This window comes from Serpentinicella alkaliphila (assembly GCF_018141405.1).
Lineage (GTDB): Bacteria > Bacillota > Clostridia > Peptostreptococcales > Natronincolaceae > Serpentinicella > Serpentinicella alkaliphila.
Window position 1 is genome coordinate 1,523,963 of sequence record NZ_CP058648.1, and the last position, 17,437, is coordinate 1,541,399.

Annotated in this window: 14 protein-coding genes; all 14 read left to right on the plus strand. The window is 30.9% G+C overall.

What is annotated here, in order from left to right; all coding sequences use genetic code 11:
• Positions 1-77: 77 nt before the first annotated feature.
• On the plus strand, positions 78-3,464 hold the full coding sequence (gene addB / locus HZR23_RS07770; RefSeq protein ID WP_132847528.1) for a helicase-exonuclease AddAB subunit AddB: 3,387 nt from the start codon (positions 78-80) through the stop codon (positions 3,462-3,464).
• Entirely contained in the window at positions 3,448-7,047 is a 3,600-nt protein-coding gene (gene addA, locus HZR23_RS07775; RefSeq protein WP_132847527.1) for a helicase-exonuclease AddAB subunit AddA, read from the plus strand. Before addB ends, addA begins: the two co-directional genes overlap by 17 nt.
• A 94-nt stretch (positions 7,048-7,141) precedes the next feature.
• Positions 7,142-8,800 carry a sensor histidine kinase gene (locus tag HZR23_RS07780; RefSeq protein ID WP_132847526.1) on the plus strand — a complete coding sequence of 553 codons (1,659 nt, stop codon included), beginning with the start codon at positions 7,142-7,144 and terminating at the stop codon, positions 8,798-8,800.
• 112 nt (positions 8,801-8,912) lie between these two features.
• On the plus strand, positions 8,913-9,362 hold the full coding sequence (locus HZR23_RS07785) for a CBS domain-containing protein (RefSeq protein ID WP_132847525.1): 450 nt from the start codon (positions 8,913-8,915) through the stop codon (positions 9,360-9,362).
• A 189-nt stretch (positions 9,363-9,551) separates the two neighbouring features.
• Positions 9,552-10,052 carry a Na+/H+ antiporter subunit E gene (locus HZR23_RS07790; protein ID WP_132847524.1) on the plus strand — a complete coding sequence of 167 codons (501 nt, stop codon included), beginning with the start codon at positions 9,552-9,554 and terminating at the stop codon, positions 10,050-10,052.
• A 33-nt stretch (positions 10,053-10,085) separates the two neighbouring features.
• Positions 10,086-10,352, plus strand: a complete 267-nt coding sequence (locus tag HZR23_RS07795; protein WP_132847523.1) for a monovalent cation/H+ antiporter complex subunit F — start codon at positions 10,086-10,088, stop codon at positions 10,350-10,352.
• Between the two features lie 14 nt (positions 10,353-10,366).
• Positions 10,367-10,654, plus strand: a complete 288-nt coding sequence (gene mnhG / locus HZR23_RS07800; protein WP_132847522.1) for a monovalent cation/H(+) antiporter subunit G — start codon at positions 10,367-10,369, stop codon at positions 10,652-10,654.
• 30 nt (positions 10,655-10,684) lie between these two features.
• The gene (locus HZR23_RS07805) at positions 10,685-10,924 is read left to right on the plus strand and encodes a hydrogenase subunit MbhD domain-containing protein (RefSeq protein WP_132847521.1); all 240 of its coding nucleotides are present in this window, start codon (positions 10,685-10,687) and stop codon (positions 10,922-10,924) included.
• A complete protein-coding gene (locus HZR23_RS07810; RefSeq protein WP_132847520.1) occupies positions 10,921-11,214 on the plus strand; it encodes a hypothetical protein in 294 nt (97 codons plus the stop codon). Before HZR23_RS07805 ends, HZR23_RS07810 begins: the two co-directional genes overlap by 4 nt.
• Before the next feature lie 4 nt (positions 11,215-11,218).
• Positions 11,219-11,677, plus strand: a complete 459-nt coding sequence (locus HZR23_RS07815) for an MnhB domain-containing protein (RefSeq protein ID WP_132847519.1) — start codon at positions 11,219-11,221, stop codon at positions 11,675-11,677.
• The gene (locus tag HZR23_RS07820; RefSeq protein WP_132847518.1) at positions 11,643-12,029 is read left to right on the plus strand and encodes a cation:proton antiporter subunit C; all 387 of its coding nucleotides are present in this window, start codon (positions 11,643-11,645) and stop codon (positions 12,027-12,029) included. Before HZR23_RS07815 ends, HZR23_RS07820 begins: the two co-directional genes overlap by 35 nt.
• Position 12,030: 1 nt before the next feature.
• Positions 12,031-13,506: a complex I subunit 5 family protein gene (locus HZR23_RS07825; protein WP_213050348.1), complete on the plus strand. Its 1,476-nt coding sequence runs from the start codon at positions 12,031-12,033 to the stop codon at positions 13,504-13,506.
• A gap of 28 nt (positions 13,507-13,534) precedes the next feature.
• On the plus strand, positions 13,535-15,568 hold the full coding sequence (locus tag HZR23_RS07830) for a complex I subunit 5 family protein (RefSeq protein ID WP_132847516.1): 2,034 nt from the start codon (positions 13,535-13,537) through the stop codon (positions 15,566-15,568).
• Between the two features lie 18 nt (positions 15,569-15,586).
• Positions 15,587-17,419: a complex I subunit 5 family protein gene (locus tag HZR23_RS07835; protein ID WP_132847515.1), complete on the plus strand. Its 1,833-nt coding sequence runs from the start codon at positions 15,587-15,589 to the stop codon at positions 17,417-17,419.
• Positions 17,420-17,437 lie beyond the last annotated feature (18 nt).

Below are 17,437 nucleotides of genomic sequence, written 5' to 3' on the forward strand. Positions count from 1 at the left end.
TTTAGATGGGCTTTATATATTTTATCTATATACCTATGATATAATTTAATAAGTATATATTATATGAGGTGAAAAAATTGGGTGTTACATATATTATAGGTAGATCCGGGACTGGAAAGACGTTTCAAATTCTAAATGAACTCCAAAATAAATTAATAGAAAAAAATGAACGTAAACTTATATTGTTAGTTCCTGAACAATATACATTGCAAGCAGAAAGAGATTTGATTCAGCAATTAGATGTAGAAGGAATAATAAGTGCGGAAGTTTTAAGTTTCACACGTCTGGCCTACTATGTATTTAAAGAGGTTGGGGGGCTAACTAAGGTTAAAATAGATAATCTTGGAAAAAGCATGGTATTAAAGAGGATAGTGAATGAATTAGAGAGGGATTTGACTATATATAAAAAGGCAATTAAACAAAATGGTTTTATAGATAAGCTTAATGATCTAATAAAAGAATTTAAACAATACGATATAGCACCCTATGATTTAATCAACAATATTGACCGATTAGATGAAAATACATTGAAGTTTAAATTGCAGGATATGGCACTGATTTATAGCGCTTTTAATGGGTACCTAAAGGGAAAATACATTGATAATGAGGATCATATAAACTTATTGATTGAATCTATAGAAAAGGCGAGTTTTTTAGATGAGGCTGAAGTTTGGATTGATGGATTTCATCAATTTACGCCTCAAACCTTAAGGATAATCGAAAAACTAATATTAAAGTGTAAAAATGTAAGTGTAGCTCTTACGTATGATATAAAGAATGAGGCTAATCTATTTTTCCTTACTCAAAGAACTCTATTTAAGCTAAGGGATATAGCAAAACAACATAATATTGACGAGAAGTTTGTAGATTTAAATCAGAATACTAATATAGTTGGTATTAGAAATCAGGAAATTGATCATTTAGAAAAAAATCTATATAAATACCCGTATAAGCCCTATTTGAATAAGGTAAACAACATACATATTTTTGCAGGTAGTAATCTATATAGTGAAGTAGAAAAAGTAGCTACAGAAGTTATACGCTTGTTAAGAGATCATCAGTATAGATATAAGGATATAGCAATTGTAGCTGCAAATATTAAAGGTTATGGTCCACTCATCAAGAGGGTTTTTGACGAATATGATATACCATTTTTTATAGACGAAAAGCGAGATATAATGTCAAATCCGATAATTGAAGTGATTTTAGCATCACTAAGGATTGTATATAAAGGATATCAATATGTGGATGTGATTAGTTTTTTGAAGACCGGTTTTTCAAGTCTTACTAAGAGTGAAATAGAAGAAATTGAAAACTATGTTTTACAGTTTGGTATTAAGGGGAGTCTGTGGTTTAAGGATTTTACTATTGATCTTAATAAAAATTTAGATGAAATTAATGTAATTCGTAAAAAGGTTGTTGAGCCTTTTATAGAACTAGAAAAAAGTATTAAAGGTAATAAAACCGTTACAGAAATAACAGAAGCTTTATTCTATTTTATTGATAGATTAAGGATTAAAGAACAACTTGAAATTTGGATTAATAAACAAAAATCAATAGGTCAATATGATTCTGCCCATGAAAATTCTCAAATATGGAATATAGTAATGGAAGTCTTCAATCAATTATCTGAAATACTAGGAAAAAATGAAATAAAATTAAAGGAATATTACAAAGTGCTTGAGTCAGGCTTTATGGCCTGTGAAGTAGGTGTTATTCCATCAACTATAGATCAAGTATTAATTGGAAATATAGAAAGGTCAAGAAGCCAAAACATAAGGGCACTTTTTGTTTTGGGAATTAATGACGGAGTGCTACCTTCTGTTCAAGATGAGGATGGAATACTACTAGATCATGAAAAACAATATCTACAAGATAATGGAGTTTTTCTTAGTTCTAATAGTGATTCTAAAATAGTTGAAGAAAGGTTTACTATATATACTGTTTTAACAAAGCCAACACAATATCTTCATATGAGTTATGCTATTGCAGATCAGGAGGGTAGAGCATTAAGACCTTCAATACTTATTGATCAATTTAAAAAGACATTTCCACTTTTAGAACCCAAAAGTGATCTTATCTTAAATAATGATCAAGAAATTCAACTAGTTAGTCGTGATAGAAGTACATTTAAATACTTAGTTCATAATCTTAGAAAATATGCGGACATGGAGAGAATCCATGAAATATGGTGGGAAGTTTACAAATGGTATTGTAGCAGTGAGAAATGGAAGGAAAAGATAGATAAAACAATCGCTGCTTTGTTCCATGAAAACCAAGTATATTATTTAAAAGGCAATCAGTCGAAATTGATCTACGATAAGCCTATTAAAGCAAGTGTATCAAGATTGGAAACCTATATAAATTGCCCTTTTGCCCATTTTGTGCAATATGGACTGAAAGCAAAAGAACGTAGGGAATATCAACTTAGAATACCTGATATAGGAAAGCTATATCATGATGTCATTGATCATTTTGCTAAAAAAATTAAAGAAGATGGACTTGATTGGCATGAAATTACTGAGGAGCAATGTCATAATAATATTGAACAAATTGTACAGGAAATATCTGTTAAATTTGAGAATGGTGTTTTATATAGTACTCACAAATATAGATATTTAATAACTAGATTAAATAGGATATGTAAACGTGCTATATGGACAATGATTGAACACATAAAAATGGGGGATTTCAAACCATGGGGCCATGAAGTGTATTTTGGAGAAACCGGTGAAATCTCAGCAGTTGAAATAGAATTAAATGATGAAGTGATATTCCTCGAAGGACGAATAGATAGAGTTGATTTCTTTGAAGATGAAACAGGAGTGTATTATAAGGTTGTAGATTATAAATCTGGAGAAAAGGAATTTAATCTATCGGATGTTTATTTCGGTTTCCAATTACAACTGATGATTTACTTAGAAGCAATGATTTCGGGAGCGAAATCCGCTAATTACGATATCAAGCCTGGGGGGATACTCTATTATAAAATTGATGACCCAATGATTAGTAGTAATGAAACAAATGCTGAGCAGATAATTAAAGAAATAAATAAGAAGCTTAAAATGAAGGGTCTAGTCTTAAATGATCCAAAGATTATTAAAAGCCTGCACAAGGATATTGAAAAGCACTCTACTATTATTCCAGTCTCACTCAATACCAATGGAGAAGTATCTAAAAACTCATCTGTGGCAACTGAGGAGGAATTTAAGGTATTACTTAAACATGTAAGAAATTTAGTTAAACAAGCAAGTCAGGAAATAGTAGATGGGCACATAAAAATCGATCCGTGTAAAAAGGGAAAAACCACAACATGCATCTATTGTAACTTTAAAACCATTTGTCAGTTTGATAAATCCTTTAACGATAATAAATATAGAATTATAAAAGAACTTAAAAATGAAGAAGTAATTGAGAAACTTGTGCGTACGAAAGAAGGTGATGAGGATGTCCAATTGGACTAAAGATCAACAATCGGCCATTGAAGATAGGGGAAGTAATTTATTAATTGCTGCGGCTGCGGGTTCAGGGAAAACAGCAGTTTTAGTAGAACGTATTATTCGGTTAATAACTGAGGACAAAATTGATATTGATAGTCTTCTTATTGTAACATTTACTAATGCTGCTGCTGGTGAAATGAGGGAACGTATAGCAAATGCCATAATAAAAGAACTTGACAAGAAAAATGAAAATGAGGACCATTTAAGAAAGCAAATTACTCTGCTAAATAGGGCATCTATTACTACAATTCACTCTTTCTGTATCGAGGTAGTTAAAAAGCATTTTCATCTAATAGATATAGATCCTTCTTTTAGAATTGGAGATGTTACAGAAACAAATATTTTAAAGCAAGAATCGATGGAAGAAATTTTTGAAGAAGAATACAAAGAAGGAAATCAGGCCTTCTTTGACCTAGTGGAATCATATGGTAGTAATAGAGATGATATTCAGTTACAAGAATTAATCGAGAAGATCTATACTTTTATTCAAAGTCAGCCAAAACCTATGCAGTGGCTTATTGAAAAAATGGAAGTATTTAATGTTGATAATAATAGCTTTGGTAATGGAGCATGGATTGATGCCTTAAAGTCAAGCTTGGAAATTCAATTTTTTGGTGCAAAGGACTTATTAATGGAAGCAAAAAGGATTTGTTTAAAGCCAAATGGGCCAGAGGGTTATTTAAACGCAATTAATAGTGATATTGAAATAATTCATTCATTATTATCAAGTCTTAGTAAAGATTTGTCTCATATATACAGTGAGTTAAACAATATTGAATTTACACGATTAGGTCGTTTAGCTAAAGATGTTGATTCAAATCTAAAGGACCAGGCTAAAGACTTAAGGGATAAATCAAAAGATATTATAAAAAGTATAACGGAAAGTATATTTGCAAGAAGTCCTGAGGAACATCTTGAGGATTTAAAGAACTCCTATCCCTTAATGAATTATTTGTGCTCATTAATAAATAATTTCATAAACCTATACTCTGAAAAAAAATTGGAGAAGGGTATAGTTGATTTTAACGATTTAGAGCATTATGCTTTGAGGATTTTGGAAAATGAAAATGTAGCACAAAACTATAGGGATAAATTTACTCACATTTTTATTGATGAATACCAGGATAGTAATATTGTTCAAGAAACATTAATCAACTATATTAGAAGGGAAAATAATCTATTTATGGTTGGTGATGTTAAACAAAGTATTTATAGATTTAGATTAGCAGACCCTAGCCTATTTATACAGAAATACGAATCTTTTAGTTCCTTAAAGGGTGAAATAAATAGGAGGATTGATCTTTCAAAAAACTTTAGAAGTAGAGAAGAAATCATTAATGGTGCAAATTATATATTTAAAAACATTATGTCAAAACAGCTCGGCGAAATAGATTATAATGAAGATGCATACCTTTATGTTGGTGGTCAATTTGAGCCTAGTACAGATACGGCTATAGAATTAAATATAGTTGAAAAAAATAGTAATAACACAAATGATGAAATAGGAGAAGAGTTAGAGGAATTAAATGATATAGAGGTAGAAGCCGCATTAGTGGCTAAGCGTATTAAAAATATATTAAGTTCAGAAATATATGACCATAAACAACAGAAACATAGAAATATTGAATTTAGAGACATAGTAATTCTAATGAGAACTACGCAAAATTGGGCACATATATTCCTTGAAACCTTATTAAAGGAAAACATACCTACCTATGCGGATATTGGAACCGGGTATTTTGAATCTGTAGAGATAAGTATATTTATAAATCTATTAAAGATTATAGATAATAGAAGGCAAGATATACCATTATTAAGTGTAATGAGGTCACCAATAGGAGGCTTTACTGTAGAAGAATTAGTAGAGATAAGGTTAATAGACAAGAGACTTAGTTATATAGATGGGATTTATAAATATATTGAATATAACCAGGAAAACAGGAATCTTAAAGAAAAACTTCTGAGCTTTATTGAAAAATTAAATAGTTGGGCAGAGATGGCCAGATATATGAAAATAAGCGAACTAATATGGGTTTTATTTAGTGAGACCAACTATTACAATTATGTAGCTGCTATGCCCGGAGGATTTCAAAGACAAGCAAATTTAAGGGTATTACTAGACAGGGCAACACAATTTGAACAGACATCTATTAGAGGATTGTTTAACTTTATTAAATTTATTGAAAAGCTAAAAATGAGTAAAGGTGATATGGGTGATGCAAAAATTTTAGGTGAGAATGACAATGTAGTACGTATTATGAGTATTCACAAAAGCAAAGGGCTTGAATTTCCAGTAGTTATTTTAGCGGGTACGGGAAAAAATTTTAATCTAAGAGATACTAACGCTAATGTTCTACTTCATAAGGACTTGGGCATTGGGCCGAAATATGTGGACTTAAATCTTAGAGTCTATAGGGATACAATAATTAAATTATCTATGAAAGATAAGTTGAAGATCGAAAGTTTGTCTGAGGAAATGCGGATTTTGTACGTAGCGTTAACAAGACCTGTTGATAAATTAATTATCTTTGGATCAGTAAAAAATCTAGGAAAGCAAGTGGATAAATGGTGTAAGCCAATAAACAATTATTTAATTACATCTGCTAAGAGCTATATTGATTGGTTTGGAATGGTGTTGACCAAACATCCGAAACTTGATAATTTAAGGAGCATAGCTGAAAGTCACTTCGATTCCTATGAGATAATAGATGACGCTTCTGAATGGGTGTGTAACGTTTTCAAAAGAAGCGATATTGCTTTAAACAGATTAGAAGAGAGAATTAAAGAACAAAAATTAAAAGAACAATTATATAATAGTATCAATTCTGAAGATACTGTTCATAAGCAAATTGTAGAGGATAGGCTCAATTGGAATTATTTATACAATGAATCAACGAAAATTCCATCAAAATTATCGGTTTCTGAAATAAAGAATTCCTCAATAAAAGATGTAGATAGTATGGGATATAGTATTCCACCCTTAATTATTAAGCCTAAGTTTCTACTAGGAAAAAAAGAATACACTAAGGCAGAGAAGGGGACAATACTCCATTTTGTCATGCAACATATAAATATGGAGGAAATTAGGAACGGACAAACTATAGAGCATCAAATACAACTTATGATTAATAAAGAGATAATAACTGAGGAAGAGATAATGGAAATAGACATTAATAAAATCACTTTGTTCTTTAACAGCTATTTAGGAAAAAGGATGCTTAATTCTAATAAAATTTACCGAGAGGTATCATTCAATATGAAGCGTAGTGCCCAAGAAGTAATAGAAGGACTAAAAAACTGCAATGAAAATTTATTAATTCAAGGAACTATAGACTGTTATTTTGAAGAAAATAATGATTTAATATTAGTAGATTATAAAAGTGATGAAATAACAGAAGTTAATAATGTAGATGCTGTAATTAAAAGATATGAGATTCAACTTCAATTATATAAGGAAGCATTAGAAAGAATTATTAATAGAAAAGTTAAAGAAAGTTATATTTACTTATTTGATATAAATAAAGAAGTACTAATTAAAAATTCCTAACTAAAAATTGGGAATTTTTTTCTTTTATGAAGGTTTGTGCAAAGATATGTAGAAATTAAACATAAATTAGTTTTTTATGGGGGTGTGTATTTAGTTGAGTATATCTTATTTGAAAAATTTAATTTGTAGCAAAGATTATATGCCTAGTGAACTAAAAGTTGACTATAGTGATGATTTTAAGCTTGAAAGACTAAAGACAAATCTACAAATAGAAAAGAATTTTGCTATTATATTAACTATATTGAGCTCTATAATGTTTATTGTACAATTTAGTCGATTTAATCCAACGGAAAATGCAAATGCGATTACAAATGTATTCTACTTAAGAGCTTTTATTTTAGTATTTAATATTTTAGCTTTATTAATAATGAATAAAATTATTAAAAACAATTTATTTGCAAAAGGGATAGCTAAATATATGCACTACTCATATATTGGTGTGACATTGATTTGGTCTATACTCTTAGTGATTAATGCACAGTATATTCATGGGCAAATTACTGCGTATATTATTACTCTTTTTTGCCTTTCAACTATTATTCATCTAGATAAAATAGAAAGATTTACTTTTATTGGGCTTTCCTATACGGCTTTAATATTCGGAATAACGAAAACTCCTATTACAACAACTCAACTGTATGGTCATATAATAAATGGTACACATCTTGTAGTATTGGCTTATTACATATCATATAGAGTTTATAAGCAGTACGAAGATAATTATCAAAAAACTAAAAAGATAAAAGAGGATTCAGAGACGATATTAAAGCTAAATAATGAGCTAGAGAAAACTATACGCAGAAGGACTACTGCTCTTATAAGAAAGCATAAAAGATTGGTCGAAGAAATACACAGGAGATACGATACAAGTCTAGAATTGTTAAAGGTTCATAATAAATATACTACTGAGAAATATGAATTAGAAAAGGCTATAGAACAAGAAAAGGTAAAAATATTATTCTTAACAAATATGTCTCACGAGTTAAGAACGCCACTAAATATTATTTTTTCCGCTCAGCAAATGATAGACAGTTCATTAGAAGGTGAATTAGACAAAATAAAAAAAGATAAGATAATTAAATTTTCTAGAATGATAAAACAAAACTCTTATAGGCTAATTAGATTGATTAATAATCTTATCGATATAACAAAAATCGATGCGGGGAATTATATAGTTAGAAAAAGAAATGTAGACATAGTTAAATTAATGGAGGACATTTATAATTCATTTTATGAATATATATCAAACAAGAAAATTAAAGCAACATTCAATTCTTATCTAACATCGAAAATAATAGCCTGTGACCCGGAACAAATAGAAAGAATAGTGCTAAACCTACTGGCTAATGCTGCTAAATTTCTACCCAGTGACGGAGTAATATGCGTTGAAATATATGAAAAAGACAATATGTTTATATTTAAAGTGGAGGACAATGGCATAGGCATACCAGCAGAATTACATGAGGCAATATTTGAAAGATTTATGCAAGTAGATAAAACTATAACTAGAAGTCATGAAGGAAGTGGAATAGGCCTTTCCATTGTAAAAAACTTTGTAGATATGCATGGGGGGAATGTATATGTTAAAAGTGAGGTCGGTAAAGGTAGCACATTCTTTGTAGAATTACCAATGGAACAGATGGTAGAAGATGATCAGGAGGTATTTAATAAGGATATAATAGCTAACAATAGGATAGAGAAAATAAATATTGAATTCTCCGATATATATTTTAGAGGGAAAGGTGTGAGTTAGTGGGAAATAATTATTATTAAAATTTATTTTTAATATATACCTATTTAGGGTATAAATAAATATATATTAATAAATGGTAAAGAAAAATATTAATATGAAGGGTGGTTATCAAATGTTAGTAAAAGAGATAATGAATAGAGATGTAATTACGGTTACAGAAGAGAATACGGTTGAAGATGTAATTAAATTATTATTAGAACACAATATTAGTGGGGTACCTGTAATTAATGAAGAAAAAAAAGTAGTAGGAATTGTTACAGAAGGAGATATTATATTTAGAAGCAAGAAATTACAGATACCTACATATTTCACCATTCTTGATAGCTATATTTTTCTAGAGAGCACTAAAAACTTTGAGAATGATTTGAAAAAAATGGTAGCATACAAAGTGACGGATATTATGACTAAAAAGGTATTTACTGTTGAACAAGAAGCAACAATAGAAGATATTGCAACATTGATGACTACTAAAAAAATTAACCGTATACCAATTGTTGATAAGGGTGTATTGGTAGGAATTGTAAGTCGAAGAGATATTATAAAGGCATACGCTAAGGAATAATTTTTATTGAAATTAGTGTTTTTTAAACTGATTAAAATTTATTATGAAAAAAATGTAAAAAACAAAAATTAGTACTTGACAAATAAATAACAATACTATGTATGGGATGAATGTTTTGATATAATAATAAAAACATTCATCTTTATATTTTTACTAAAAGTTGAGAAAATATTGTTATAGAGGTGTTATATGAAAAGTAAATATAATGTAATACTATTTATTTTACTAATTACATTTTGGATAATTTTGACTCCGATAATTAATTTTCTGTCAGTTTTAATTGGTGCGGTAATTTCCTTGCTTATTGTCTTATATTCTAGAGATATAGCTTTTAAGGATGAGGAAATGCCAGATTATACATTGATTAATTTAATTACTTACTTAAAATTCATATTAATTTTAATAGTTGAAATTATTAAATCGAATATTAGTGTTGCTAAAATTGTTTTAAATCCATCATTACCTTTAAGTCCATGCTTTGTTAAGGTGCCAGTGAAGTTTAAAAATGATGTGCTTAACGTTATTTTCGCTAATGCGGTTACTTTAACTCCGGGTACAATAACTGTAGATATGCAAGAGGATGGATTTATTATTCATGCCTTAACTAAAGAAGCTGCTGAAGGAATGACTAACTCCGTTATAGAGCAGTATTGTCGTAGATTAGAAGATGGTGGTATAAAGAATAATTAGCATCGATGTAATAATTACTAGGGAGGATAATTAATGAGAGGTTTTGCTTTTATTGGAGCGACTATTTTTCTTTCAGTGTTAACACTGGCTTGTTTGTACAGAGCATATGCGGGCCCAACCCCTACAGATAGAGTAATCTCAATAAATGTTATAACTACAAAGATTACAACAATAATAGCGCTGTTAGCGACAATAACCTTAGATGACTCATTTGTTGATGTATCATTGGTCTATGCGATGACAGGATTTATAATGACAATCTGTGTAGCAAAATATGTAGAAAAAGGCAAATTGTTTTAAGGGAGTGAATAACTGTGGATGCATTTAAAGATATTATTATAGTAATATTAGTATTAGGTGGATTGTTTTTCTTTCTTGTAGGAACGATTGGACTACTTAGAATGCCAGATGTGTTCTGTCGTATGCATGCAACTGCTAAAAGTGACACCCTGGGTCTAGGTTTGATTCTACTTGCTTTAGCAATTCACCATGGTATTAGTTTAATCTCAATTAAGCTATTTATTATTATTACGTTTATTTGGTTAACAAATCCTACGGCTTCTCATATTATTGCAAAGTCTGAATGGAACGGAAAAGAATAATTTAATGGTTGCAGGAAGAGGTGTGGCGATATGGAAATTTTAAATATAGTACTCATTATATTTTTAATTGTTTGTGCAGTAGCAGTAGAAAAAACAAAAGATTTACTAGGTTGCGTTATAATATTTGGTGCTTACGGTTTAACAATGGCTATACTATGGCTTATGCTAAAGGCACCGGACATAGCTTTAACTGAGGCAGCTATTGGAGCAGGCGCAACAACAGCTATCTTAATAGCGACTATAAGTAGGACTAGGAGGATAGAAAAGTGAAAAAGTTCTTCACTATGTATGTATTAGTTTGTCTTTTAATTGTTATGATAGCTGGAATTCTAGAAATACCTGCTATAGGTGATCCAAATAATCCTAGTTATAACGAGGTGGCTTTGTATTATATAGAAAATGCTGTTGAAGATACAAAAAGTCCTAATGCTGTAACTGCAGTCTTAAAGTATTATAGAGGAACGGATACTTTATTAGAGGCTGGGGTTTTATTTACATCAATTGTTGCTGTGATGTCAGTTTTAAGAGGGAATAAGTCAGAGAGTAAAAAAGAGGTGTAGTGTAATGGATGATATTATTGTAAGAATTATTTCTAGATTTGTAATTCCTTATATTTACCTTTATGGTATTTACGTTGTTATACATGGTAGTATTTCTCCCGGTGGAGGATTTGCAGGTGGGGCAATCATCGGTTCTGCTTTTGTTTTATACACCTTGGTATTTGGTTTAAAACGGGCTCAGTTAAAGATACCATATAAATTTTTTAAAAGAAGAATAGAAGGACTTATGTGTTTTATATTTATGGCGTTTATAGTTGTATTTATGGGATATGATGTGCAAAAAATTCGGGAATTAGGGGCTTATGCTTTAAGTGTTGGTGAAAGTGTCAAACCTGAACTTCTTTCAACAGTAACTATTGGAATTGGTATGATGGTTGCTGTAACATTGATAAGCTTATTTCATATATTTATTAAGGAGGATAAATTCAGTGGAAATAGTACAGGCGATAGCGGGCAGAATTAATTATATAGGTGCTGCAGTTTTATTTGTAATAGGCTTATATACTGTGCTAACTAACCACAATTTAATAAAAAAAGTTATTGGTATAAACATTATGGAAACAGCAGTTTTCTTATTAATGGTTTCTGTTGGTTATGTTGCTGGGGCAAATTCACCAATACTTGGTTTAACTAAAGAGGCCTCACTGGGCCTATATGTGAACCCCTTGCCTACGTGTTTGATTTTAACAGGTATAGTTGTAGCAGTGAGTATAACAGCATATTCCCTTAGTTTAATTATTAAAATATACGAAGTATACGGTACTATAGAGTTAGATGAAATTATGGAGTTAAGGAGTGATCAGGCCATTGATTAGTATGCAGCTTCCACTATACATTTTACTTCTGCTATTGATGGCAGCAGTCATTATTCCGTTAATTACAAAAGAGCTTAATTTAAAGTCTAAAGTAGTTATTATAGGAACCTTGTTAATTACTGGATCCATGATGCTCTATACATTTGTTGGTGTATGGAGAAATGGGTCGTATCTTTACAATATAGGGAATTGGGGACAAAAGATAGGTATACAGTTTAATATTGATATATTCTCAACATTTATGTCACTATTTATTATTATCCTATCTCTAATTATTATTATTTACTCTCTGAAGGACATTGAACACGAAATATCCGCTGATCAAATTTCACTTTATTATAGTTTGATTTTTCTTTTAATACTTGGGATGGTTGGCATTACGATTACTAACGATTTATTTAATACTTATGTTTTTATGGAAATTTTAGCGATAACCTCATGTGCCATAATTTCTATTAAAAGATATAAGGAAAATTACATGGCATCCTTCAAATATTTGATGTTAAATACTTTAGGTTCACTATCTTTTTTGTTCGGAGTAGCACTACTTTACATGGTTACTGGTTATTTGAATTTAGTAGAGATAAATATAATCATTAATGAAGTATGGCGGTTATACCCTACTAATTTATTGTTAGCCTTAGGATTGATGATAACAGGATTAGCAATTAAGGCAGCTGTTTTTCCATTGCACATTTGGCTACCAGATGCACATTCATCTGCACCTACTCCGTCTAGTGCATTGTTATCAGGATTAGTAGTTAAAGTATATATATTTACAGCTATGAAACTGCTTTTTAGAGCTATAGGTTTACAAATTATTAATGAAATTGATATTCCAAGATTTATAACATATTTTGCGGCTCTAGGTATGATTTTAGGTTCTGTATTTGCTATTGGACAAAAGGATATAAAAAGATTACTTGCTTATTCAAGTGTTGCTCAAATTGGATATATATTTTTGGGAATTGGAATTGGAACTGAACAAGGTTTAGCTGCAGGACTTTTTCATGTAATAACCCATGGATTAATGAAATCCTTATTATTCTTAAGTGCAGGGGCTATAATTTATAAGACCGGTAAGAGAGATATTAGAACCTTTCAGGGTATAGGATATCAAATGCCTATAACTATGATTTTATTTACTATAGGCGCTTTGGGTATGATTGGAATACCAGGGCTTAATGGATTCATGAGTAAATGGTATTTAGGATTTGCAGTATTACAGATAAATCAACCAATTTTTTTAGTAATAATACTTATTAGTAGCTTCCTAAATGCAATGTATTATATGCCAATAATTATTACAGCCTTTTTAATGGGAAATGACGAGAAAAAAGAGGAAATGAGATTTGAGGAATTACCTAAATCTATGATTATACCTATGATTTTTATAGGGTTTCTATGTATAGCAACTGGTTTCTTTCCTCAATTAATTATGAATGTAGTGCAAAGGGCAGTTCCAACGTTTTTATAATGAAATTTAAAAAAAGGGAGAATAAAAAATGTATGCTTCAAAGGGAGTTGTAAAAGAGAGATCTAAAAAGGGGTTAGACTTATTTTCGATAAATTGTATTTTTGTCGTATTAGGTTTGATTGTGATGCTATCTTTAATTATAGTAGAAACTTTACCAAGGACGAATAATGCATTTCTAACTCAAGTAGCAATGCCTTTGCATAGTATAGCAGTTACATTCTTAAACTTTAAATATAAACACTTACCTTTGTTTATAATTACGCTTCCATTTTTCGTAGGGCCTATAGAGGCAATTGTAGGAAGAAAGTCAGAGGACTTAAGGGATTTTACTGTTGTCGATTCTACATTTATTACTTTTATAGCTATTTTACTGATGTATCCACAGGTGGCTAGAGGTGGACTTAGCTACGTAATGCCATGGGTTTTCGGTCATGGATTATCATTTAGAGTAGATATGTTTGGATTTATTATGTTAGTAACTTCTGGAATACTTTGGCTAGTAGTAACTATTTATGCCCATGACTATATGGGCATTGAGAAGCATAGAAATAGATTCTATCTTTGGATGTCAATTACATTTGGTGGACTTTTAGGAACAATAATGGCGGGAGATATTTTAACGATGTTTTTATTTTTCGAAATAATGACATTTAGTTCATATATGTTAGTTGCTCACAATCAGTCAAAGGAGTCCATTTTAGCTGGAGATAGTTATATTTATATGGGAGTTGTAGGCGGACTTTTATTATTACTAGGAATCATTTTATTGTTTTCATATACGGGTACAATTAGTTTTGTGCCTTTGGCATCTCAGCTTGCTACTTTAGGTTGGAAAAAATATTTGATAATAATGTTATTTATCTGTGGATTTGGAATAAAGGCAGGTATGCTACCACTGCATATTTGGCTACCAAGGGCACATCCAGTTGCACCAACTCCTGCTAGTGCGTTACTATCTGGTATTTTAATAAAAGTAGGGGCATACGGTATGCTAAGAGTTGCTACAAGCTTCTTTGTTCCTGCGATGAATGAAATATCCGGTTACGGAGACCCACTCTGGGAAGTATCTGAGAAGCTAGGTATAATGATTATATGGGTTGGTATCATTACCATGGCTGTTGGGGTATTTATGGCTCTTCAACAAAGTAATATGAAAAAGATGCTTGCTTATCACAGTATAAGTCAGATGGGATATATTATTATGGGCATTGGTGTTGCATCATATTTGGGCTATAAGGGGTCAATGGGTTTCACTGGAAGCATATATCATATAATTAATCATGCCCTATATAAGGGTTTACTATTTATGGTTGTAGGCCTAATTTATCTTCGAACAAAAGAGTTAAATATGTATAAATTAGGTGGATTGTGGAAAAAACTACCATTCACTGCGTTCGTTTGTTTTGTGGCTATTTTAGGTATTACAGGAATGCCTGGATTTAATGGGTTTGCTAGTAAGTCAATTTTGCACCATGCAATAATTGAGGCATATACCTATGGTCATCCTGTTTTTAAGTATGCAGAAATCACTTTTACAATAGTAAGTGCGGGGACAGTCTGCTCTTTTATAAAGCTATTTGTCTACGTATTTTTAGGGAAATTACCTGAAGAGCATAAGAATATTGATGGAGAAAAGGGCATGATGGATTTAGCTATGGGTGCTCTGGCATTGATGATAATATTAATTGGTCAGGCGCCAAATTATCTGTTAAATCAGTTTATCATTCCTGCTGCTAGAAACCTAATTTATGATGCTGCATTTATAGATAAATATATAGTAAACATGAATTTCTTCAATAATAAAGACTTAATAGGTATGGTTTGGGTATATTTACTAGGTGTTCTAATCTTTCTAGTTTGTAAAAAGTTCGGATTATTTCATTTACACTTACCAGAGTGGCTTAGTATTGAGAATACTATATACAAACCTATGTTTAGAGGTGTAATGCTTGCATCTAAGGGTATTACTAAGCGTTATGAGGCAGAATTAATTAATAGTGATGTTATTATTTATACTGTAGTATTAACTTCAATGCTATTCCTACTGCTAAAGATTGTATAGGTTTAAGGGAGGAGAACAATGAATTTAGCACAACTTGTAATTAGATTTGGATTGCCTTTTTTGGTATTAGGATTTATTGTTTTAGAAGTATTGATTCTTCCTCTGTTTGGAGATAGAAGTAGAGAAATTAGAAGGGCAGTAGTAAAAATATTTATTTTCCTGATGACTGTGTTTGTATTACTAACCTATAGTGAAGTTAAAAAAGCCCCTATAGTCTTTGAAATAGGGAGAGTCTTTTCTACAGGAATGATTTTTAGAATAGACTTATTAAATTATATATTAATTATTTTAGCAGGAGTATTATGGCTGACTATAGGTCTATATGACTTTGAAAAAATAAATTATTTCTTTTATACAATCACTTATATAGCTACTATTGGTACACTAATGGCTGGAGATTTAATAAGCTTTTTCCTATTCTTTGAAATAATGACCTTTAGCTCCTATGCGCTAATGGTATACCATAGAGGTAAGGAACAGCTTGAGGCCGGTTATGTATATATCTATATGGGAGTAATTGGTGGGCTTAGTATTTTGAGCGGTATATTAATGCTTTCCGTATATACAGGTACCTTTAGTTGGACTAATTTGGCTGTTGAGTTTAGTCAAATGGGAGCAATCAAGTACTTTATTGCATTCTTTTTAATAGCTGGTTTTGGAGTAAAGGCCGGTATGGTTCCATTTCATTTTTGGGTAGCGAGAATTTATCAAAGAGCACCAATATCTATAATTGCGTTATCCTCCGGTATGCTAATGAAAATAGGGGCTTATGGGATTCTAAAAGTTTTCTCTGTAATATTTTTTGTAGATGTTAGAAATATCGATAATGTCAATCAGTTATTATGGCAAGTGGGTAGCAGAGTTGGTGGTGTTCTAATTTGGATAGGCATATTAACTATGCTTATTGGAGTTTTTATGGCATTGTTACAGGGTAATATGAAGCGTATGCTGGCATACCATAGTGTTAGTCAAATGGGTTATATTATTATGGGAGTTGGAGTTGCTGGATACTTAGGACATCAAGGGGCTATGGGGTTTGTTGGAAGTGTATTTCATATGGTAAATCATGCCTTCTTTAAGGTGCTACTGTTTATGGTAGCGGGTGTGGTATATATGAGAACCGAGGAATCTAATATGTATGAGTTAGGTGGCTTATGGAGGAAGATGCCCATTACTGCTCTCTTGTGCTTAATTGCTGTATTTGGCATTACAGGAATGCCAGGTTTTAATGGGTTCGCTAGTAAGTCAGTATTACATCATGCTATTATAGAGGCCTATGAATACGGTCACTACTCCTATAAGTATGCTGAATTATTTTTTAAATTAGTTAGTGCTGGTACAGTTTGTTCGTTTATTAAGTTTTTCGTTTTTATTTTCCTTGGGAAGTGCCCAGACAGGTTTAAATATATAAAAGGTGATTTCCATAGGATGTCAGTGGCTATGTCTGTTTTAGCAGTATTTATCATCGGTATAGGGATATTTCCAAACTTATTTGTGGACAATCTACTTGCACCTGCAGCAATTGCATTTCAATATGATTTAAGCTTTATTAATAAATATATAATTGGATTAGATTTTTGGGGTGCAAAGGATATGGTAGCTATGATAGGAATATATTTCTTTGGACTAGGAATGTTTATTATAGGGTCTAAATATCATTTATTCCATATGCATCTTCCTAGATGGGTTAGTGCAGAAAGATATATATATACTCCTGTAACTACATTTTTTGGTAGACTATCAGATTATTGCATTCAAAGGTATGAGACAAGAATTATTTTTGGGGATGTATTTATATATACAATGATACTTACTGTAATTCTTACTATGTGGATGTTAACAAACGTCTAAATTATTTAGATCTGTAAT